This is a genomic window from Clostridium sp., assembly GCF_051654825.1.
Classification (GTDB): domain Bacteria; phylum Bacillota; class Clostridia; order Clostridiales; family Clostridiaceae; genus Clostridium.
Window position 1 is genome coordinate 1 of record NZ_JBOFYU010000170.1, and the last position, 1,778, is coordinate 1,778.

The 1,778-nt window shown below is 31.2% G+C and carries 3 protein-coding genes; all 3 read left to right on the forward strand.

Features of this window, described 5'->3' with window-relative positions; translation table 11 throughout:
• On the forward strand, nucleotides 1-605 hold a 605-nt coding region (locus ACRDBA_RS10105), incomplete at its 5' end, for a phage tail sheath C-terminal domain-containing protein (RefSeq protein WP_438572800.1).
• An 11-nt stretch (nucleotides 606-616) separates the two neighbouring features.
• On the forward strand, nucleotides 617-1,042 hold the full coding sequence (locus ACRDBA_RS10110) for a phage tail tube protein (protein ID WP_438572801.1): 426 nt from the start codon (nucleotides 617-619) through the stop codon (nucleotides 1,040-1,042).
• A 73-nt stretch (nucleotides 1,043-1,115) separates the two neighbouring features.
• The gene (locus ACRDBA_RS10115; protein ID WP_438572802.1) at nucleotides 1,116-1,541 is read left to right on the forward strand and encodes a phage tail assembly chaperone; all 426 of its coding nucleotides are present in this window, start codon (nucleotides 1,116-1,118) and stop codon (nucleotides 1,539-1,541) included.
• The last annotated feature ends 237 nt before the right edge of the window (nucleotides 1,542-1,778 follow it).

Consider the following 1,778-nt stretch of genomic DNA (forward strand, 5'->3'; position numbering starts at 1 on the left):
CTGAAAAGACTTACAATGCAAGTGAATTTTTACCTAGAATATGTGGATTAATATGTGGTACTGATTTAAAAATATCATGTACATATGCACCATTTAATGAGGTAAAAGAAATACCTTACGAAACTAAGCAAGCTACTAACTCAAGGATAGCAAACGGTGAGTTTGTAATGTTTAAAGAGTTTGGAAAAATAAAAGTGGGTAGAGGGATAACTTCTTTAACTACTACTAGCCAAGTAAAGGGTGACTTATTCCAAAAGGTAAAAGTAGTTGATACAATGGATTTAATATCTAACGATTTAAGAGGTACTATAAGAGACAATTACATAGGTAAATATGCTAACTCATATGAAAACAAATGTGTACTTATAGGAGCGGTTAGAGGTTATCTTGATGGCTTATACCTTGATGGATTAATAGATAAAGGTTATGAGGTTGTTATAGATATAGATTCTCAAAAGGCATACTTAAAATCTATAGGTGTAAAAGTTGAGGAATTAAACGAGCAGCAAATAAAAGAATACAACACTAAAGACAAGGTATTCTTGCAAATAAACGTTAAAATACTTGATGCAATAGAAGATGTTGTAATCAATGTAATAATGTAGGGGGTGAGAATATGGCATTTGATGAAAGAAAAATAATGCGAGGTACTTTTGGTCAAGTTATACTTGATGGTGAGGACTTAGCTAATATAAAAAGCTTCCAAGCTAGAATAGAGTTTAACAAAGAAGATGTGCAAATGGCTAGAACAATGGCAACTCATACTAGGGTTATGTCTTATAAGGGTACAGGCTCTATATCTATGCACAAAATAGATTCTAAGATGTTAAAACTATTATGGAATCAGATAAAAGAGGGTAAAGACCCTAGATTCACTATAATAGGTGGATTAGCAGACCCCGACTCAATGGGTGCTGAAAGAGTTATGATAGAGAATGTTTCTTTTGATGACTTAACAATATTCGATTTCGAAGTTGGTGCAATGGGTACGATTGAAACGCCTTTTACATTCACAAATATAGTTCCGATAGACGAGATATAAAATTAAATAAAACTTAATAAAGGCTAGTGGACTAACGTTTACTAGTCTATTTTTTTATAGAAAGGTGAGAAATATGAGTATAGTAGATTTATTATTAAATGCAGATATAGAACAGATACAAAGACCTACTAAGGTTGTAGAGGTTAAAAGATTATCTAAAGCTTTAGGGGGAGAATTTAAATTAATGTGTAAAGCGTTAACTTATGACAAATACACTAAAATTCAAGAGGATTGTATAAGCATAAGTGCTAAAGGTGAAATAGACATAGATCAAAATAAAATGAATATGGAAATGTTGCTAAGTGGAGTATTTAACGAAGATGGTACACAGTTCTTTAGTAATAAAGACCTTCAAAAGCATTTTAAAGTACCTTCAAGCAAGGAATTAATAAAGAAGCTTTTATTAACTGGTGAAATAGAGAGTATATCTAATCACATACAACAATTAAGCGGATTTAATAACTCGGAAAGCATGGTCGAAGAAATAAAGGGTTTGTAGAAACTAACGAGGATGTATTTATTATGTTCTATAACTATCATAAGAAAAATCTATTGCCTCATGAGTATCACAAGCTTAGTAAAAGTGAAAAGACTATAATTAAAGCTTTTACATATAAAGAGTTGGAAATATTAGAAGAACAAAACAAACCTTCGAAATAGAAAGGAGGTAATATATAATGGCAAATACAACAGAGAAAATATTGCAGGCTCGTATTCGCTTGGTTGATAATTTTAG